17 protein-coding genes are annotated in these 19,105 nt (G+C 49.6%); 5 read left to right on the forward strand and 12 right to left on the reverse strand.

The window, feature by feature from the left end:
- Positions 1-313 precede the first annotated feature (313 nt).
- Both ACFVU8_RS14175 and ACFVU8_RS14180 read right to left on the reverse strand, forming a co-directional pair.
- Positions 314-1,093: an SDR family NAD(P)-dependent oxidoreductase gene (locus ACFVU8_RS14175; protein ID WP_387428033.1), complete on the reverse strand. Its 780-nt coding sequence runs from the start codon at positions 1,091-1,093 to the stop codon at positions 314-316.
- 627 nt (positions 1,094-1,720) lie between these two features.
- A complete protein-coding gene (locus tag ACFVU8_RS14180) occupies positions 1,721-2,161 on the reverse strand; it encodes a Uma2 family endonuclease (protein ID WP_387428035.1) in 441 nt (146 codons plus the stop codon).
- Between the two features lie 156 nt (positions 2,162-2,317).
- Between ACFVU8_RS14180 and ACFVU8_RS14185 the strand changes: the two genes are divergently transcribed.
- Complete coding sequence (locus ACFVU8_RS14185) at positions 2,318-3,712, forward strand: SpoVR family protein (RefSeq protein WP_387428037.1); 1,395 nt, start codon at positions 2,318-2,320, stop codon at positions 3,710-3,712.
- 253 nt (positions 3,713-3,965) lie between these two features.
- On the opposite strand, the gene ACFVU8_RS14190 is transcribed toward ACFVU8_RS14185, so the two are convergent.
- Positions 3,966-4,859 (reverse strand): AraC family transcriptional regulator, encoded by an 894-nt coding sequence (locus tag ACFVU8_RS14190; RefSeq protein WP_387428038.1) that lies wholly within the window; start codon positions 4,857-4,859, stop codon positions 3,966-3,968.
- Between the two features lie 185 nt (positions 4,860-5,044).
- On the opposite strand from ACFVU8_RS14190, the gene ACFVU8_RS14195 reads away from it, so the two are divergent.
- Complete coding sequence (locus ACFVU8_RS14195) at positions 5,045-5,770, forward strand: hypothetical protein (RefSeq protein ID WP_379202665.1); 726 nt, start codon at positions 5,045-5,047, stop codon at positions 5,768-5,770.
- A 108-nt stretch (positions 5,771-5,878) separates the two neighbouring features.
- Here the strand turns inward: ACFVU8_RS14195 and ACFVU8_RS14200 are convergent, their stop codons facing one another.
- Complete coding sequence (locus ACFVU8_RS14200; protein ID WP_175374168.1) at positions 5,879-7,774, reverse strand: PrkA family serine protein kinase; 1,896 nt, start codon at positions 7,772-7,774, stop codon at positions 5,879-5,881.
- A 226-nt stretch (positions 7,775-8,000) separates the two neighbouring features.
- On the opposite strand from ACFVU8_RS14200, the gene ACFVU8_RS14205 reads away from it, so the two are divergent.
- Positions 8,001-8,903 (forward strand): DUF2161 family putative PD-(D/E)XK-type phosphodiesterase, encoded by a 903-nt coding sequence (locus ACFVU8_RS14205; RefSeq protein WP_387428039.1) that lies wholly within the window; start codon positions 8,001-8,003, stop codon positions 8,901-8,903.
- Here ACFVU8_RS14205 and ACFVU8_RS14210 read toward each other — a convergent pair.
- From ACFVU8_RS14210 to ACFVU8_RS14220, 3 genes are all read right to left on the reverse strand, one after another.
- A complete protein-coding gene (locus ACFVU8_RS14210) occupies positions 8,875-9,132 on the reverse strand; it encodes a hypothetical protein (RefSeq protein WP_387428040.1) in 258 nt (85 codons plus the stop codon). The two genes, ACFVU8_RS14205 and ACFVU8_RS14210, sit on opposite strands and share 29 nt — an antisense overlap.
- A gap of 86 nt (positions 9,133-9,218) precedes the next feature.
- Positions 9,219-10,436, reverse strand: a complete 1,218-nt coding sequence (locus tag ACFVU8_RS14215; RefSeq protein WP_175374166.1) for an aminotransferase-like domain-containing protein — start codon at positions 10,434-10,436, stop codon at positions 9,219-9,221.
- Positions 10,437-10,504: 68 nt separating this feature from the next.
- Positions 10,505-11,161: a response regulator transcription factor gene (locus ACFVU8_RS14220; protein WP_175374165.1), complete on the reverse strand. Its 657-nt coding sequence runs from the start codon at positions 11,159-11,161 to the stop codon at positions 10,505-10,507.
- Between the two features lie 286 nt (positions 11,162-11,447).
- Here ACFVU8_RS14220 and ACFVU8_RS14225 point away from each other — a divergent pair, with 286 nt between their 5' ends.
- Both ACFVU8_RS14225 and ACFVU8_RS14230 read left to right on the forward strand, forming a co-directional pair.
- Entirely contained in the window at positions 11,448-11,855 is a 408-nt protein-coding gene (locus ACFVU8_RS14225) for a hypothetical protein (protein WP_066373983.1), read from the forward strand.
- On the forward strand, positions 11,852-12,916 hold the full coding sequence (locus ACFVU8_RS14230; RefSeq protein WP_387428041.1) for a phosphodiester glycosidase family protein: 1,065 nt from the start codon (positions 11,852-11,854) through the stop codon (positions 12,914-12,916). Before ACFVU8_RS14225 ends, ACFVU8_RS14230 begins: the two co-directional genes overlap by 4 nt.
- Before the next feature lie 373 nt (positions 12,917-13,289).
- Here the strand turns inward: ACFVU8_RS14230 and ACFVU8_RS14235 are convergent, their stop codons facing one another.
- The 5 genes from ACFVU8_RS14235 to ACFVU8_RS14255 form a co-directional block, all read right to left on the reverse strand.
- Positions 13,290-13,544, reverse strand: coding sequence for an AbrB/MazE/SpoVT family DNA-binding domain-containing protein (locus ACFVU8_RS14235; RefSeq protein WP_066373981.1), 255 nt, complete (start codon positions 13,542-13,544; stop codon positions 13,290-13,292).
- A 122-nt stretch (positions 13,545-13,666) separates the two neighbouring features.
- Entirely contained in the window at positions 13,667-14,131 is a 465-nt protein-coding gene (trmL, locus tag ACFVU8_RS14240; RefSeq protein WP_175374163.1) for a tRNA (uridine(34)/cytosine(34)/5-carboxymethylaminomethyluridine(34)-2'-O)-methyltransferase TrmL, read from the reverse strand.
- A gap of 94 nt (positions 14,132-14,225) precedes the next feature.
- Complete coding sequence (gene serC / locus ACFVU8_RS14245; RefSeq protein ID WP_175374162.1) at positions 14,226-15,314, reverse strand: 3-phosphoserine/phosphohydroxythreonine transaminase; 1,089 nt, start codon at positions 15,312-15,314, stop codon at positions 14,226-14,228.
- A gap of 104 nt (positions 15,315-15,418) precedes the next feature.
- Positions 15,419-16,306 carry a hypothetical protein gene (locus ACFVU8_RS14250; RefSeq protein ID WP_175374161.1) on the reverse strand — a complete coding sequence of 296 codons (888 nt, stop codon included), beginning with the start codon at positions 16,304-16,306 and terminating at the stop codon, positions 15,419-15,421.
- 47 nt (positions 16,307-16,353) lie between these two features.
- The gene (locus tag ACFVU8_RS14255) at positions 16,354-19,086 is read right to left on the reverse strand and encodes a GH36-type glycosyl hydrolase domain-containing protein (RefSeq protein ID WP_387428043.1); all 2,733 of its coding nucleotides are present in this window, start codon (positions 19,084-19,086) and stop codon (positions 16,354-16,356) included.
- Between the last annotated feature and the right edge of the window lie 19 nt (positions 19,087-19,105).

Consider the following 19,105-nt stretch of genomic DNA (forward strand, 5'->3'; position numbering starts at 1 on the left):
ACGGTGCACTGGGATATCTTTCTCCCGCTCGCTTTGCACAGCAATTTACTAAAAAATCCGTTGCGTGACTGTCCACTTTCTTGACAGAGGTCCAATAATGCCTCTATTTCCCTATTTTTACGATATTAAAGAAAAATAAGGTACAAAAATGCTCTTAGTTGGGAGGTCGCGCTCTTTTTCACTGTTTATATAGCTAAAATTCATATTCTTTTTCAAAGTATACCAATAACTTCTAAATCCGAGTAGCGAAAACAGGCCGCTCACCAGTCAAGAGTGACTGCGGGCGGCCTGTTTATTTATATATTGCAGACGACTATCTGATTATCGAGCAGCCACCATCAACCATAAGCACATGACCAACGATATAAGAAGCCATGTCGCTCAGAAGGAAGACTACCGCGTTGGCTACTTCTTCTGGCGTTCCGTAGCGTTTCAGAACCGGAAGTTGGGCAATAGCTTGCTCAAGCGCTTCAACATCGTCTGTGAGCAATTCTTCATAGCGTCTCATCATTTTAGTAGGAACCGGTCCTGGAGCGACAATATTCACCCGGATTCCTTTAGCTGCGAACTCCGCCGCTGCTGATTTACCCAAACCAATAACCGCATGTTTACTTGCAGAGTAAGCTACATCCCCCGCCATAGCAATCGTTCCATGCAAAGAAGCACAGTTAACGATCGCACTGCCCGGTTTCATGTGAGGCACGGCATACTTCATCAGAAGCTGCTGCCCTCTGACATTGACATCAAACACTCTGTCGAATGTTTCAGTCTTATAATTCTCTAGAAGCTCATTATCCCCTGTAATCGCCGAGTTGTTGTACATGTAGTCAATCGAACCAAAACGTTCAATAGTTTGGTTGACCAGGGCAATAATTTGTTCTTCCTTGGCCACATCCGTTTGGATGAATGCCGCACTTCCTCCAAGCCCCTCAATTTCGCGTACAGTCGCAACGCCATCCGCTTCAGACCGGCTTGCGATAACAACATTGGCTCCGAGCTCCGCTAAACGCAGTGCTGTAGCTCTGCCAATGCCTGTACCCCCACCTGTGATAATTGCTGTTTTCCCTTTGAATTCCTCAAATACTCTGAACATTATGAAGCACCTCGTTGTTAGTTTTTCAGAATACGATTGAACCATATACACCCTGTGGAGGTATAGGAAAATCTATCCTTTATCTATCATAACATCTCTAGAATTAATTCATATGTAAATTGTTCCAGATCAATATTAATTTAGCTCTTAATTTCAGATAAAATCCTGGGCGATGCTGAATTAAGCCGCTACAGGTTCGGAGGTTTCTTACGATCGCTGTTAAAGCCCGATTTCTAGATTGTAAAAGGAATTACAAGGTTGAAATCGGCCTTTAAAGGCGAGCACTTCGTTTCTCCAGAAATCCTCCAACCCTCCACTCTACTTTCAGCATAAAGTCAAACTCAGATTCTAAGATAGAATCAGCATTAATAGGGACAGAAAATGTCTGTCCCTAGTTTGTGGAAGTCTTTTTAATTGATGAGATTCTCTTCGTGCTTGATAAAATGAGCAAAAGGAAGGCGACTCAAATGTCTATTCCCAAGAATCAATTTTGGGAGAAGCGTTTCTAGTTCGACTATGCCTAAATGGATATCCGCAAAACTTTTCATAAAATGAAGTTTCAATATGATTTCAAAGAACAAAAATAACCGGTCGAGATTATATCTCGCCGGCTAGTTGTGTTTGTTGTTACAGACTAAATAACGTGTTCATTGGAACTTGTAAATCTTTAAAGACAACGGACTGGATCGTCTCCTGCTCTGTATATAAATGGCGCACCTGATAACTGCCGTCCTCCAAAGTATAGATGTGAGCCGTCTGATTTCCAGGATCAACAATCCAATATTCCTGAACTCCGTGCTTCTGATATAAGTTGAACTTCTCATTAAAATCCTTCAGGGTAGTGGCAGGTGACAGCACTTCAATAATGAGTGTCGGGGCACCGTTACAGCCGTTCTTTGATATTTGGTCCTTAAAACAAACAACCGAAAGATCTGGTTGGGTGACCTGATCGGGTGATTGATAGTCTTCACTTTCAGAGAAAAGCACATCAAACGGATCGATGCTAATTTTCACTCGTTCAATATCGGTGCGCAAATCACAAATCCTGACCTTGGCTTCTTCTGACAAATGCCATGCTTTCCTTTCTCAGGCATCTCCCTCCTCATCATACTTCCATCTCTCCACCCATATACATAAGAAGAACGGCTCCGGCTTAAGCTGGGGAACGTACTTTAGACTCTGCCAGTACACGGTGCGTTAGAAGAAGGAAGGAGAGATGGGTTCATGCCCGGCGATGATGAACTGAAAGCGCTAGAGAGGGCCATTGCGGAGATTACGGAGATTGCTACCGGCTTCGGGCTGGATTTCTATCCGATGCGGTATGAGATCTGCCCTGCCGATATTATTTACACGTTCGGTGCCTATGGAATGCCAACTCGGTTTGGCCATTGGAGCTTCGGAAAAACTTTTCATAAAATGAAGTCTCAATATGATTTCGGCTTGAGTAAAATTTACGAGTTGGTCATCAACTCCAACCCGTGCTATGCGTTCCTGCTGGACGGCAACTCGCTCATCCAGAACAAGCTAATTGTGGCTCACGTGCTGGCCCACTGCGATTTCTTCAAGAATAATGCCCGCTTCTCCATATCTAACCGGAATATGGTCGAGAGCATGTCGGCAACCGCCGATCGGATCGCCGACTATTCGGTGACCTACGGCACAGAGGCTGTAGAGAGCTTCATTGATTCCGTGCTCGCGATCCAGGAGCATATCGATCCCAGCCTGATCCAACCGCGCAAGCTCGGTAAGACACATCTGCTGGAAGCGAAGATGAAAGACCGCAAGGACACACCACCTGGCAGCAACACTCCGGCCAATCCTTATGACGAGCTCTGGAATCTGGATCAGGTCAGCGCAGGTCCCCCAGAGCCAGCAGCTAGTAATCGGGCTTTCCCGCCAGAGCCGGAGAAGGACATCGTCTGGTTCATTCAGCAGTATTCCACTTCGCTCGAAGATTGGCAGCGGGACATTATGACAATGCTGCATGACGAGATGCTCTATTTCTGGCCGCAGATGGAAACGAAGATCATGAACGAAGGCTGGGCCTCCTACTGGCATCAGAGGATCGTACGCGAGCTAGACCTGACGTCGGAGGAAACCGTGGAATATGCCAAGCTAAATTCTTCGGTCGTTCAGCCCTCCCGCCAGAGTCTGAACCCCTACTATCTCGGCCTGAAAATATTCGAAGATATCGAGCGGCGCTGGGACCGCGATAAAATCTTCGAGGTGCGCGAGCTGGATTCCGACACTTCTTTTATCCGCAGCTATCTGTCCAAAGAACTGGTTAATGATCTGGATCTCTATGTCTTCGAGAAGAAGGGCCCGGAGTGGAAAATTACCGACAAGGCCTGGGAAAATGTCCGGGATCAACTTGTGCTGGCCCGCGTGAACGGCGGCTCCCCTTATCTCGTCATCAAGGATGCGGATTATGAGCGGAACGGCGAGCTGTATATTGAGCATCAGTACGAAAGTATTGAGCTAGACCTGAAATATCTGGAGCGGACGCTCCCGCATATCTACAACCTGTGGGGCCGTACAGTGCATTTGCAGACGGTTGTGGAAGAGAAGAAGGCGCTGTTCACCTATGATGGGAAAAAGGTACAGCGGCGGTTTGTGTAACAAGGGGTTTGACCACTGCTTGGGCCACACACCGCGCACCGGGAGGCGCACACGGTGAGGAAAGAAATTTGAAGAAGATGCATAGCTACAGGAAAAGCCCGCTCGCACTTGTGTGCGCTGCGGGCCTTTTTGACGATCGATACAAGACGATCGATACAAGAAGAATACTATCAGACAAATCTTGTGAGGGGCGTAGAAGTCCAATCCCTCGTCAGTTAGACTTTTAACCGAACCACATCTGGCACGCGGATTATTATTGCTCTGACCGCTCTTTTACAGGCACATAAATCTCCATCACTGTATCCACCCGGGAATGACAGCGCTCGTCGTAGAACTCAAAGTCCAGTTTGCCCTCATCATATATATAATTGCTGCCAGGAAACCATTCTTCAAAAATATACTTCCAAGTGCTCTTGATCACCTTAACAAAATCCTTCTGATCCTTCCCCTCCGAGGTATCCACAGGCGGCGTGGTAAAGACAGCATATTCCGCTTCAGGCACGCCCGCAGTCAGCATATCCCCGGTCACCTGGTTGAAGTCTTCTACAATCACACCCAGGAGATAGGTGGCGTTACCGCTATCTAATGCAGGAATGCACAGCCCCACTTCTCCATGCTTAGGCGGATTCAGAATCTCGTACATTTTGGATTCCAAATTTTCACCTTCATATTGACTCCAGAAAGAAGCGACATCCTTCGTATAGTTGCCTTCAGCCACATTCGTTTGAATGCCATAACCGGCAACCTTGAACGCTGGCTTTTTTACAATAACAGGGTTCATCAAATAACCTCCGATTTCGAAAATAGTTCCATTCTGAAGAAATCCATCCATCCGCGCAGCATACTGCGAGGGGCTATAACCAAAAGCTTTGCGGAACGCCTTGGTAAAACCGCTCTGTGTCTCAAAGCCATAATCTTGCGCGATATCTATGATCCTTCTTCCATTAAATAATTCAATTGAGGCCAAAGACAGCCTCCGGCTCCGCACATACTCCATTACCGTCATCTCTTTGCACAAACTGAACACTCGGCAAAAATGATACAACGAGTACCCGGATGCAGCGGCAATATCTTCAGCCGTTAAATCTTCTTTAATATTTTGTTCAATATATTCGATGCATCGCTCAATATCCTTACTGTAATTCAAGCACTCACCCAACCTTTCCCCGTACGGTGATTTCATTATAGCAACTGGCTGCTAAGGTGACTGTTCCTGTTTTGCTAAAAACATCGGGGCCGGGAAAATACCCTCATCGTTTTATGTTGTGTCATTCAGGTTCCAGGATGAATAGAATAGGCTGATATCATTATCTTACAAATGGAGGTATTCCCATGAATTATTGGCACCAATATTCCAGCCGGCAAGATCATCCACAGCCCGTTTATCCATATACACCTCGTTACACTCAGTACCCTTATTCTCATTACTTTCATCACCGTTCGGAAGGTATTACAACTCCTCCTCCCCAAGACAACCAGAATCCGAAGCAGCATATTGTGAATGGTCAATTGAACGCAAGTGTGGACAGTGGGCAAGGCATTACTGTAAAAACAGGAGCGGACGTTGGCGGTAAGCATGGCGCTGGGTTTAATGCCGGTGGACATCTAAACTACAATGGCGTAGGTACGTATGCAGATGGTCACCTGGGGTCAGAGCAATATGGCATCCACGCACAGGCCAACACTCATCTGAACAGTAGTCAAGGCTTTGGGCTCAATACCGAGGCACAGGCCGGGGGCAAATACGGGATTAATGCACAAGCGAATTCGCATCTCAGCGCCAGTCAAGGCGTCGGATTTAATACTGAAGCGCAACTGGGTGGCCAGTACGGATTAAACGCTAATGCAGAGGGGCACTTAAGCCAAAGTCAGGGTGCTGGGTTCAATACCGGATTGCACCTTGGCGGAGACAATGGTGTTGGTGCACAGGCCAAAGCCCAGTTCGGGGGCGGTCAGGGAGCTGGCCTTGGAATCAACGGGCACTTTGGCAAATACAACGGGGAGTTGGGCTTTAATCTAGGCGGCAAAATCAATGAATCCAAGGATTCAGAGGAATAAAGAAAAAGGAATATCCCAGGCCAGTTGCGATGGCTCAGGATATTCCTTTTTAATTTAAATTATTAGCTGCTGTCCCTTAAGTTACTTACCGTTCAACCTATATATTCATCAGCGGTTCAGTAAGCTTCCGACATAGCGCAGCAGTTCATTGGCGCATACCGGGCAGTAGTTATGCTCGTCGATCAGACGTCTCGTCACCTCGTTGATCCGTTTCAGCTGGCTCTCATCCGGTGTTTTGGAAGAGGTGGTGATTTTGACAATATCCTTGAGATCTGCGAACAGCTTCTTCTCGATGGCTTCACGCAAGCGGTCATGGTTGTTGTATTCGAACTTCTTCCCTTTGCGGGAGTAGGCGGAGATTCGAATCAGAATCTCTTCCCGGAACGCCTTCTTGGCATTCTCGGAGATGCCAATCTGCTCTTCAATAGAGCGCATCAGCCGCTCATCCGGCTCCATCTCCTCATCCGTGAGGGGATCACGGATTTTGGCCCAGTTGCAGAAGGCCTCGATGTTGTCGAGATAATTCTCGAACAGCGTTTTGGCCGACTCCTCGAAGGAATAGACGAATGCCTTTTGCACTTCACTTTTCGCCAAAACATCGTATTCCTTGCGGGCAATGGAGATAAAGTTCAGATACCGTTCCCGCTCCTCCTTGGTGATGGAAGGGTGCTGATCCAGACCGTCCTTGATCGCCCGCAGAACATCCAGTGCGTTCATGCACTGCAAATCGCCTTTGATCAGCGCACTAGAGATCCGGTTGATAACATAACGTGGATCGATGCCGGACATCCCTTCGTCCTGATATTCGGTTTGCATTTCCTTCAGGTCCGCTTCCTTGTAGCCCTCGACCTCTTCTCCGTCGTACATCCGCAGCTTCTTGATGAGATCCATCCCCTGCTTCTTGCTCTCCTTCAGACGGGTCAAGATCGAGAAAATCGCTGCTGCACGCAGCGCGTGAGGAGCAATATGCACATGCTTCATGTCACTCTGGGAAATGAGCTTCGCATAAATCTTTTCCTCTTCAGACACTCTGAGATTGTACGGAACGGGCATGACGATCATGCGGGACTGCAGCGCCTCATTCTTTTTATTCGAGATAAAGGATTTGTACTCCGTTTCGTTTGTGTGAGCCACAATAAGCTCATCTGCACTAATTAACGCGAATCGCCCAGCCTTAAAGTTCCCCTCTTGGGTAAGCGACAACAGGTTCCAGAGGAATTTCTCATCGCATTTCAGCATCTCCTGGAACTCCATCAATCCCCGGTTGGCTTTATTCAATTCCCCGTCGAAACGGTATGCGCGCGGATCGGATTCCGAGCCGAATTCGGTAATGGTGGAGAAGTCGATGCTGCCGGTCAGATCGGCAATATCCTGCGACTTCGGATCAGATGGACTGAAGGTACCGATGCCCACCCGTTCTTCCTCTGATAAAATGACGCGTACTACGCCAACCTTCTCAATGTCGCCACCATATTCATTCTTCAGCCGCATTTGGCAGGAGGGGCACAGGTTGCCCTCAATACGCACGCCAAGCTCTCGTTCAATCTCGGGACGCAGCTCATGCGGGATCAAATGCAGCGGGTCCTCATGCATCGGGCAGCCCTCAACAGCATACACAGCACCTTCCGGCGTTCTTGAATATTGCTCCAGCCCACGTTTGAGTAACGTAACGAGTGTTGATTTCCCTCCGCTGACAGGCCCCATCAGCAGCAGAATCCGTTTGCGAACATCCAGGCGCCGCGCGGCAGAATGGAAATATTCCTCCACCAGCTTTTCCACGGCCCGGTCCAGACCGAAAATCTCCTGTTCAAAAAACTTATACCTTTTGCGTCCATTAATTTCCTCTACGCCGTGAGATTTGATCATGTCGTATACACGGGCGTGAGCGGTTTTGGCGGGAGATGGGTCTTTCTTCAGCAGTTCAACATAATCCTTGAAGGTGCCGTTCCACGCCAAACGGTCGTTCTCAGCCCGATACGAAGCTATACGCTCAAAAATGTCCATTGCTCGCTGCCTCCTCTTGCGCTCCTAATGCTCCTCTATGGCTCCAAATGGGTTTCAAAAGTGTATTACATACCTATGCGGCAAGCCCCGAATAGTTGACCTATTTTTTGCTGTGCTATAATAGAGAATCAGTAAATCACCCCACAAAGTTAGAGATGGGCGATCATGCCTGTTTTAAATACCGGGCAGCAGACCCTGCGAATATGGGGTACAGGAGTGACAAACTATGGCCGTACGGCATGAGACGGAGCTGTATGCTCCATTGAAAGTTTTTTTTGAAAAGCAGGGTTATGAGATCAAGGGTGAGGTGCGGACCTGCGACCTGGTAGGCATCCGGGAGAATGGAGAACCGCCGCTGATCGTGGAGATGAAAAAATCCTTCAACCTCGCCCTGCTGCTGCAGGGGGTTGAACGGCTGAAGCTCAGCCCAAGCGTCTACCTTGCGGTCGAGCGCAACCGGGACAAGAAAGGCGCGGTCAATCAGCGCTGGGGCGAACTGAGCGGACTCTGCCGCCGGCTCGGTCTCGGGCTTATCACCGTAACCTTCTACAAGACGAAGGCTCCGGTGGTAGAGGTGCTGGCGGAGCCGGACGAGACCTTGCCCGCCCAGCGGGGCGGCGGTCGGCGGCGCGAGCGCCTGCTCTATGAGTTTCACGAGCGCAGCGGCGACTACAACACCGGCGGCAGCACGGGCGTCAAGCTCGTCACCGCCTATCGTGAGAAGGCGCTGCGCGTGGCCTTGGCACTGCAGGAGGCGGAGGCCGAGCTGCAGGGCGTCCGTTCAGCGCGCGGCAGCGCTGAACGGGACGATGTGACGGCTGCTGCGGAGCAGCCGTCCGAGTTCGCTTCCGCTGCAATAGCGGAAGCGGAACAGGCCGGGCAGCAGCTGCTGGCTGCCCGGCCTGAGATTGCCGCCGCTGGCAGCGCGGCGGCAGAGACCTCCGCCGGTATCACCCCGGCGGAGCTGCGCAAGCGCAGCGGAGTGCCCGGCGCAGCGGCCATCCTGCAGCACAACTACTACGGCTGGTTCCTGCGGATCACCCGTGGCCGCTACACCCTCACCAAGGGCGGGCATGCCGCCCTCGTGGAGTATGCCGCTGTCACCGGGAACCGGACAGCGGGACTTTAAGGGGCAGCGTGCTTATGCGCCCAGCTTTATAACCGCCTGGTTCAGCTGGAACCGGACAGCAGGCGTGAACAGCAGCGATCTTATCCGGTCCAGCTTTATAACTGACTAACTCGCCGGAAAACCCAACCTGCCGGCTTGTTACAGCAGCGCCGTCAAGAAGCTTCCGGCGGCGCGAAAGAATCGCTTGCGTGCGTATGACGCCGCAAGCGTCCAAGCCGCCCCGCCCCATAACAAAAAGCATCCCGGCCCACGGGATGCTTCTTCACGTTATTCAAGTCACGCCTGTTCCGGGTTGTTGTACACCCGACCGGCGCTTTAACTACGAGCGGTGAACTCGGTAACCGCCTCGCTCATCAGATTCATGCCGAGCAGCAGCTCATCGCGGCCCGGATGGGTAAAGTTCAGGCGGATATATTGCCCTCCGCCATTCACACTGCACAGAGGCCCGGGCAGAAAAGCAACACCCTTGCCCAGTGCGCAGCGGAGCAGTGCATTGACGTCCATTCCATCAGGAAGGGACACCCAGAGGAACATGCCCCCTACAGGAAGCTCATATGAGCTCTGCTTCCAGGCGGGCCGCTTTAGCAGCTCGATCATCAACTTGAAGCGTGTATGATACTCCCGATTCAGCAGCTTGATATGTTCCCGCAAATCAAATGCGGAGACATCCAGCAGATGATGTAGCAGCCGCTGGTTCAGAGAACTCGACTGCCAGTCCGCCATTTGTTTTGCCGCAGCCATTACAGAGATCAGCTCACGACTTCCAGCCGCCCAGCCTGTGCGCAGCGCAGGAGCAACCGTTTTGCTAAAGGAACCGATGTAGAGTACATGTCCACCGTCGCTGACATTTTCCAGCGCATACAGCGACGGATACTTACCGAGAGGATGCTCATTGTACCGCTCAAAGTGAAGATCTCCATAAGAATCATCTTCTACAATCAGCACATCATGCGCGATACACAGCTCCAGAATCTCCTTGCGCCGTGTAAGGCTCCATAGAACTCCGCTTGGATTGGTAAAGCTCGGTGCTGCATACAGCATCTTGGGACGGTGCTGAAGGATCTGGCTTCGCAGATGATCCGGAAGCAATCCATCCCTGTCGCCCTGGACTGGAATAATCACAGCCCCCTGCATCCGCAGCGCCTGGAGCATACCTGGTGAAGTCGGATTTTCGACCAGCACACAGTCCCCTGGATCAATATAGACCCGGGATAGCAGATCAATAGCTTGCTGGCTGCCTGTTGTCAGCAGCACCCCGCCTTCGGCGACGGCCACTCCTTTGGCTTTTAACCAGTCCCCTATTAACCATTCACGCAGTGGCCCATATCCTTCCGGGTCTCCATACTGGAGCGCACCGGCATCGGCAGAGATGACCGTGGAAGCTGTCTCGGCCAGCAAGGATAGTGGGAATAACTCTTCCGCAGGTAATTCTTCGGCTAGCGATATCATGGAGCCTCTCCGCGTTTGGGTACGTATGCTCAGGAGCTGTGATGACAACAGCGTGTGAGCACGTGCGGAAAAGTCATATTTCATGCGAAATCCCCCCTCCCTCGTTCCAAGAATATTCAGGCCCTGCCAGCATTATGTCGTCCTGCTCTAGCTCAAGCGTAGATTTGTCGGTGCTGTCTGGAGAAGAGTGCGAATTTTTCAATCGCTTGTGCCCTTGTAGTGACATCCAGCTTCACATAGATTTTGCGGAGGTAGTTATCAATAGAACGGCGGCTCACATCAATCTCCAGCGCAATTTTGTCATACGTAATCCCCTGCACAATTCGTTCCATTATAAAAGTCTCTGTCTGGGTTAATTGTAGAACGCTGTCGAGTCCTTTGGACGGGGATATCGGCCAGAAGCCCTTCTTGATCCATTCTAGCGGGATAGAGATAAAGCCTTCACGTAATCCTTTGATCAGTTGCAGCAATTGTCCGGGTGATGCCCCTTTGGATAGTATGCCGCTGGCCCCAAGTTCTATAAATGATTGCAGCAGTTCTCTGCCATCTTCGTCGGTCATAACAACAAAATGAGAGGCTGGCGAACTGTTCTTCATGTCAAACAGCACACTCTCTACCTCTCCATCTGGCATTTGATAATCGGTAAGCACCAGATTAGGCTGCTTCTCCCGCACTACCGCGGCCCCTTCAGCCCATGTAGAATACATCCCCAGAACCTCCAGTTCCCCTCCTTCTTCCAGAATCAACTTCGTTCCCAGCATGCTTGTGGGATGACATCCCACAATGACCACCTGCCAAACCTTCATCATTGACGCCCAGACCTCCTGCTATATATGTATTTACCCAGAATGGAAAGCGCCGCGGCGGTTCCGGTTTGACGCAAGCAAGGATGTATGATGTCTTATTGGCCTAATTCTCTCTGTTACTTACCTTGAATACGTCCCACAGATATTCCAATCTATAGCAAATTGTATCGCAGTAGTTTAATAGGATGCAATTATTTTTTATCATGATCTGGCTCTCTTACATTTTTGCGAAAATAATCAAAGTCTGATAGAATGGGGACTTGAAAAGAACAAGCCCCGAGGTGATAAAATGCAACCGCTAGCGGAAACGACACCGGTTCAATCGCGCCGTACGGCTGCGAGAAACGGATCTTCCGTAAAATGGTTTTTACTGTTCTGGGTTGTGATGATCGGAATTGGCGTTTATGCCGTATACAGCTACACCAACCATCTGAAGCAGCAGGTGCTGAGTCAGCTCAGCGCACAAAGCCAGCAGCAGCTTACCGTTTTGAAGACCGATTATGAAGCTAGAATCTCCGCCCTCTCTGATGAAGTTAAGGAACTGCAGAGCACTGTGCAGACCTTCAACGAACTGTTGACCTTCACCAAGGATAACGCGAGCGCAAAGACAGACAACAGCAACAAGCTATATACCCAGCTCAGCGAGGTACGCAAGCAGCTTGATGCACTCAAGAAAGAAATGGATCTGCTCAAATGATGACACCTGTCAAAAGAGTCAATCGCTTCTTCATGCTGTTAACCGCTCCGTTCATCGGCCTCTTGATTGGTCTATTGTGGATTCAGCCCCCGCTTGATTTGCAGCTCCATGTAGATCAATTCTCTCCTGTGCAAGGACCAGTGAAGGAGACGAGCTTAATCAAACAAGAACTGATTCAAGCCCAGGCTGCCGCAGCCTACACAATAGATTCCGTTAGTGCCAGTGCCAAGCTCTACAAGGCCACCACGAGCGAAATGAACCAAATTGTGAATACAGCAGAGACGCAGGCCTCTCGCCCACAGATCATTTACAATCGCCGGATTAGCGCGAAGCTTGGCATTCCTTCCGAAGTCGTGAGCAGCGACCGTATTGTCATCGAGCTGTTCCAGCTTAACCCTGGAAATTATAAAGCTTATGCCTTGAAAATCAAGCTTAAAGATGCGTCTGCCGCGACCATGAGCCTCGCGGATGCAGTAAGTGGAGCAGAGACCACAATGCGTGCCGTCAGCCGCAGCGGCGCCATCGCCGGAATTAATGCCGGCGGTTTTGCAGACAAGGATGGCAAGCGTTATCCTTTAAGCACAACTGTAGTCGGGGGCCAATACTTGAACGGCTTTGAGTCAAGTTTCAAGGATCTTAGCTTCGTCGGGCTGAATAAGAACGGCCAACTGATCGGCGGTAAATTTTACAGCCGTGAGCAATTGGACCAGCTGGAACCACAATTTGGTGCAACCTTCGTTCCTGTTCTTTTGAAGGACAGCATGAAGATGCCGATCCCCGAGAAATGGAAGCTATCTCCCAAGCGAGCTCCTCGTACGGTGATGGGTAAATATAAAGATGATCAACTCCTGATTCTGGTCGCCGACGGATACAATGAGAACGGCAGCTCTGGAGCCACGTTAGAGGAATTACAGGACAAGCTCTTTAATATGGGAGTTATAGATGCGTATAATTTAGATGGAGGAGGCTCTTCCTCGCTGATCTTTAACGGAAGAGTGGTGAACAAGCCTTCGGATGGCAATCTGCGGCCTGTGCCTACGAATTTCCTGTTTTTTAAGTAATAGGATAGATTGTCTATGTCACTTCTCACATTTACGTTTATTTTTACCAGATGAAAGGGTATAATCATGATAACGAATACAGTCCCTTTTGGAGGTGCCCGGCATGTCGTTTTCATTGACCTTTTGGATCGTTACCCTTGTTTTCGTTCTATTCCTGACCGGCATTTTAACTGCTTCTTACAACGAAGATAAAACCAAAGGCCTCTAAAGAAATCCTTGTTTTCGTGAAGCAAACGTTGGACTGCTTGGCTCCCTTTAGGAAAGTGACTGGCGAGCCCGGCCTACATAAGAAAAAGCACCGCAAGAAGCGGTGCTTTTTCTTATGTAATCATAGTTCGAGCGACTTCTCTAATGAGAAGGCTTAACCGTTATATTATGCATGTCTTTGCAAATGAGTCATCTCTGTAAGGCACTCGGCACAAATATAACGATCTTTATACTCGCTTACTTCTTCCATCGATCCGCAGAATACACATTTCGGACGGTAGCGCTCCAAAATAATGTGGTCGCCCTGTACCAAAATTTCCACCGGATCTCCTTCATTCATTTGATATCTCTTGCGCAGGGATTTTGGCAGAACAATTCTACCAAGTTGATCCACTTTGCGAACTACACCAGCAGGTTTCATATCTAACTTACACCTCTCCTGTTCAACTAAATAATGGATTACATATTTATATCGGACCTGTACTAAGATTTCGTTATGAAATTGTCGAATCCTGCTGAATTAATAAAAAAACATGTCTTATTTTAAACAAGTTGTGGAAAATCCAGCTGACGGAGGGCTTCGTAGACAATAATAGCTGCCGAATTTGATAAATTAAGCGATCTCACCGCTGTACTCATCGGCATCCGCATACAGGTTTCCTTCCCCGCTTCGAGAATCTCCGCCGGGAGCCCCTTGGTTTCTTTGCCAAACACAAAGAAATCGCCATCCTGAAATTCAAAATCACTGTACCGCTTGTCTGCCTTTGTCGTTGCATAGAAAAAACGCCCTTCGCTATATTTCTCCAAAACTTCCGCGAAGGAATCATGATATTCAATATGAACCGCGTGCCAGTAGTCCAATCCCGCCCGTTTCAACGTAGCATCATCCGTGCGGAACCCCAGTGGACGTACCAGATGCAGATGCGTACCTGTTGCCGCACAAGTGCGTGAGATATTGCCGGTGTTTGCCGGGATTTCCGGCTCGACTAGAACGATGTGAAGTGCCATAGTTTGTAATTCCTCTCTGTCCGGACTATAAATCCTTATATTGTTAAAGCAGAAAACCTTCCGCCTGTTGGCGGAAGGTCAGGAACAGCATTGATTAACCTTGAGTTTGCCGGAAATGCTTCATGAAATCGGCAAGTGCCTTAACGTTCTCGTAAGGAACAGCGTTGTAAATGGAAGCGCGCAGGCCTCCAACACTACGGTGACCCTTAAGACCGATAAAGCCTTCCAGTTCCGCAGCTTTTACAAATTGCTTCTCCAGGTCTTCCGACTGCATCCGGAACGTAACGTTCATGATGGAGCGGCTGCCTGGATCGGCGACGCCACGGTAGAAACCGTCACTTCCATCAATGTATTCATATAAGAGACCGGCCTTTTCACGGTTTTTGGATTCAACCCCAGCCAAGCCGCCTTGCTCTTCAATCCATTTTAACACTTCATTAACCATATATACAGAGAAGGATGGTGGCGTATTGTACAAAGAGTTATTCTTCGTATGAGTGCTGTACCGCAGGATTGTCGGAATATGGGAAGGGGACTCAGCAATAAGTTCTTCCTTGGCGATAACCACCGTTACCCCGGACGGTCCCAGATTCTTCTGGGCACCTGCATAAATCAGCCCGAACTTATTCACATCGAACGCGCGACTCAGAATATCGCTGGACATATCTCCAATAAGCGGAATGGAACCGGAATCCGGGAATTCGGCGTACTGTGTGCCTTCAATGGTTTCATTCGACGTTACATGCAGATAAGCTGCATTGTCCGCAGCCTTGATGGAGCTCAGCTCAGGAATCTTCAGAAATTTCTGCTCTTCCGAGGAAGCTGCGACATGAACGCCGCCCACCAGCTTGGCTTCTTTGTAAGCTTTATCCGCCCAGCTGCCTGTCATCACATAGCTGCCCACTTTACCTTCGGAAAGGAAGTTGAGCGGGATCATTGCAAATTGGGTACTCGCTCCGCCCTGAGTGAACAAAACCTTGTAGCCTGTCGGGTTGCCCAAAAGCGAAAGCAGACGTTGTTGTGCTTCGTTATGCACAGATTCGTATATGGCCCCACGGTGCGACATCTCCATAATAGACATTCCGCTCTCCCGAAAATCCACAAACTCCGCTTGTGCGCGTTCCAATACTTCTAACGGCAGTGCCGCAGGACCGGCATTAAAATTGTATGCTCTCTTGCTCAAAACTCTCCCACCCTTTCTCTCCTATCAATATGGATATCGATATGATAGCAGTAATCTCACACACCAGCAAGTATAATTATTCACATAGGAGACGAGTTTATACCTTAGGAAAGCTTGAAAAACTCGTAAGAACGGCGCCAGTGCTTGCTTTGACGCGGTAAAAGACTAATGTTCACAAAAACTTCAGGAGAGATCACATGCCCTACTCCCCACAAAGCTATTTGTGAAATGGGAAAATCTCCAATTTCCCTCAGCCCGACTCCGCTTGGCTTATGAATTAGCTCCCAGTTGAAGTCAGCCTCTCCTTTGGCATCAGAGGAAAGCATGCAATAGAAAGGACGGTCCGGCTGGCGCTTCCAGCTAAGCCGTTCTCCTTCCGTCAGCAGCAATTCCGATGTATAAGAGGATTCGGGCTTTTCAATGGAAATAACACCTGGCAGTCGTAGTTCATAGTCCACACCGACCGCATTGCCGTCGATCCCGATGAAATTATGAATATATTCTTCTGTTTCGATAGTCTTTGTTCCTTTGTTTTCAAGCGCATAGTCAATGGTCAATGTATTCTGATGGATGGCTATTCTCTTAGTTAAGAGCATGCTGTATCCATTACATTCCATTGGCTGAACCGTATATGTGATAGAGTCTGAACTTGCCTCTACTTCGGCAACAAACAAAGTCCGCTCGTAATCCCCCATAAAGCTGTAAGAGTCCAGATTTCTCCTCTGCAGCAAGCCGACACCTGGCTTCGGGAACCAGCCCCCAACCGGAACCTCGTCATATCCAATTGCCCGGGAAATGCCAAATTCGTTGCATAATCCCCTGCCTCCGCTGCCTTGTCCGGGAATCAGACTTTCCGGCACACAAAACGTATGTTTCCCTTGTTCCAGGGTTACTTGAGTGATAAATCCTGTCCAATCGAAACGGGAGCCTGTATAGGCTCCCATCTCAGCAATTTCGACCGACAGGATGCCATTCGATAATATATTGCCCATAAAGATTGCATCCTTTCAGCAGTGCAAGGGTAGAGATGAACCGTCGATTACGCCAGTTCCACTTCAAGTAAATGACGTTTGTCAGCTGACAGAGCGTTTAGTACTGCACGTGGGATGATAACTCCTTCTAAACTGTGCTGTAGCACCACAGGAGTGCCATTCAATGTAACTCCCTGAATTTGATACTCCCCATAGGCAGAACGATTAGTCGACGTATAGACGACCTCCAGCTCACGGCCTGCGAAGATAGTCTTAATTCCTGCCTGTCCGTTATTGTCGAATTGCTCTTGCACCAGTTTAGGCTGGAGCAGCAAGTCGCCCAGCTTTCCTTTGACACCGAACACTTCAGTGACCATGGTCAGCAGCAGCCAGCTAGCCGAGCCGGTCAAATACGTATACATGCCGCGTCCCTGCTCATTGATATACTCCGGAATCCCCGGATACATGCGGCTGGTTGCAAAATCAGCACTAAGCTGATACAAGGAATCCAGCACTTTCCGCCCTTCCTTAACATATCCGCGTTTATAGAGCGCGTTGCCGTACATAACCGTCATATGGCTGAACATCGCACCATTCTCTTTATGGCCAAAGGCAAAACCAAACGCACGGCCGAGGTTCTGCTGAATCCCGCCAAAACGGGAATTTAAGCGGTAACCGATTTTATCGTCTAGCAGATTTTTCTCCACAGCGTTAATAATATTCGGAATCTGTTCAGGTGCAGCAGCATGGCCAAGGAGCGGGAATACCTGACCTGTCAACGTCATGCGGACGCCACCAGGGAATTCGCCCTCTACGCGTTCACCGTCATTATTGTAATAACCGTTGAACCAGCCGCCACCGTCTTCCGCTTGTACCCATTCATTGCTACGCAGATGTTCGAAGAGCCAATTAGCCTTGCGCTCCAGGTCTGCTGCTACCTTGTCAATATCCAGTGCTACCCGGACACCACTAACTTTATTTGGCGCTGCCGCATAGTAGCGCTCAAGCTGCTCGTGCTTGCCCGATACAGAAGTATAATCCACACCTTCGCCAAGAGAATCGAACAGCACCGTCATCTCTTCCGCCAGTTCAACGGTCGACAGACCCTTGCGCTCCTTCAGGTCGCGCAGCAGGCGGGCAATATCAAGCAGGTTGCTGGCATAGAAGGATGTGAAGGTCACACTTTCCCCGCGGTCTGCTGCCATATCCAGCCCGTCATTCCAATCCGCGCCTTCAAGCAGAATGTTGTTGTGCTCGCCAACGTTGAAGAATGGAACCAGGTTTTGCAGAAGGATATGCTCCAGAATGGTACCGGTATAGACTTCGCCGGAGGCCGTTCTTAGCGAGCTGCCTGCCTCAGCATCCCATGAAGTATCGCGTTTCTGGGCACGGTTCATGAAGACATCGCGGAAGTAGATTTGCTCCTGCAACAAGAAATCAAGATCACCACTCTGATCCAGATACAGCATGGTAGTCAGGAACGGCCAAGCCCCGTGGTCCATCCAGACCCGCGGAATATTGTTGCGGTCAGCGATAAATTCGCCTGGCTGCGAGCCAATAATGGTCGCATTACTGCCGTCAATCCGCACACCGGCATAGTTGTTCAGAAGAAGGCTGCGTACTTCTTCCGGCTCCATGATAAGCAGCGCAAGGCAGTCTTGCCAAAGGTCACGCCAGCCGCGTCCCCCTCTGCCATAATCGTGATATGGAAGGAAGGAGTTCCCGTAAAGTCTTCTCAGTACCGGTTGAAGGGTTACCCACTTCATCCACTGGTCAACATCATGTTCACCAGTCTGGAATTCTACGGTATTTACCTTGTCATTCCAGAACGATTTATTCTCTTCCAGCTTGGCATCGAAGGCTGCGGCTGTGCCGTATTTCTGCATAAGCACAGGAACATCGATCCGCTCGCCTTCAATCGCCAGCACAATAATGTAAGAATAGCTTTCACCTGGATTCAGTACCGTCTCGGCAAACCGGAGCCCGCCCAGCGCCTCATAACCTTCCAGTTCGGCTTCAGAGTAGATGGCTGGCTTACTGTTCAGCACTACGGCCTCCGGCCAGTCCAGGCTTCCGCCTTCGCCGATGAACTCTTCCTGCACAGGGAAGAATCCGACCGGACCACTGCCGTTCTCTTCCGCTCCGAACACCCCGTACGAGGTGTGATTCACACGGTGACCGCGTTCATCGAAAGAGAGTGCCGGTTGAACTTCAATACCGAACGGAGAAGTGTAGACCCGGTTCAGCAGGGATGTCACATGACGGTGATCGCGCAAGTCATCTGCGGACCGGGCATACAAAGGAATAGCCGCTGTTGATGTCAGTGTGATTTTCTCTGCTCCTGTATTCGTCAGAACAACCTTCGTCAATTCTACCTTGTCTTCGCCGCATGGCACAAAGCTGGTAATCTCAGCAGAAACGCCGAGTTCTTTGTTACTGCGGGTCACCCGGTGCCAGAGCAGACCAGCCTCCAGTTCAGACTCGTCAGCGTTGTCCTGATAGAAATCAGCGTTTTGTTTGGCAGAGTTTCCCGCTGCCGACCAAGCCCCTTTGCCTTCTACATACACCCAGAAGTTACGGGAGGCCCGCGAATTATGCAAATCCTCTACCGACAATGGAGGTGTCAGAAACGTATTATGCCCTGAAGTAGCCTGGCCGTGAAGCTTTGGCGTGATCGAAGACATCATGCCACCCTCATTTACCAACGGAAAATATAAAAAACTGCTGCGATCCGGCTGCGGAAGTCTGAACTCCCCATTCTTCCCTGTAAATTTCCAGCCTTTGATTTCATTGCGCTCCACTAATATCCATCCTCTCATT

The organism is Paenibacillus sp. NPDC058177, from assembly GCF_042883835.1.
Taxonomy (GTDB): Bacteria; Bacillota; Bacilli; order Paenibacillales; family Paenibacillaceae; genus Paenibacillus_AQ; species Paenibacillus_AQ agri.